Annotated in this window: 1 pseudogene; it reads left to right on the forward strand. The window is 78.3% G+C overall.

Annotated elements, in window-relative coordinates:
* A pseudogene (locus tag JHD82_RS29210) lies at positions 1-126 on the forward strand (porin); the annotation flags it as partial.
* Positions 127-322: the final 196 nt, after the last annotated feature.

A 322-nucleotide genomic window follows, 5' to 3' on the forward strand; every position in this document is an offset into this window, starting at 1 on the left:
GTGGAGTCGGCGCGCACGGGCAATGGCGGCCTGCAGCGGCTGGAAAGCGGCGTGATCGCCGGGTCGCGCTGGGGCCTGCGCGGCACGGAGGACCTGGGCGGCGGCCAGCGCGCGCTCTATGTAGTGGCTGTCTCTTATACACATCTGACGCTGCCGACGAAATGCGAACAGTGTAGATCTCGGTGGTCGCCGGAGGATTAAAAAGGGGGGGGGGGGGGGGGGGGGGGGGGGGGGGGGGGGGGGGGGGGGGGGGGGGGGGGGGGGGGGGGGGGGGGGGGGGGGGGGGGGGGGGGGGGGGGGGGGGGGGGGGGGGGGGGGGGGG

This window comes from Delftia sp. ASV31, from assembly GCF_016428765.1.
GTDB lineage: Bacteria > Pseudomonadota > Gammaproteobacteria > Burkholderiales > Burkholderiaceae_C > Comamonas > Comamonas acidovorans.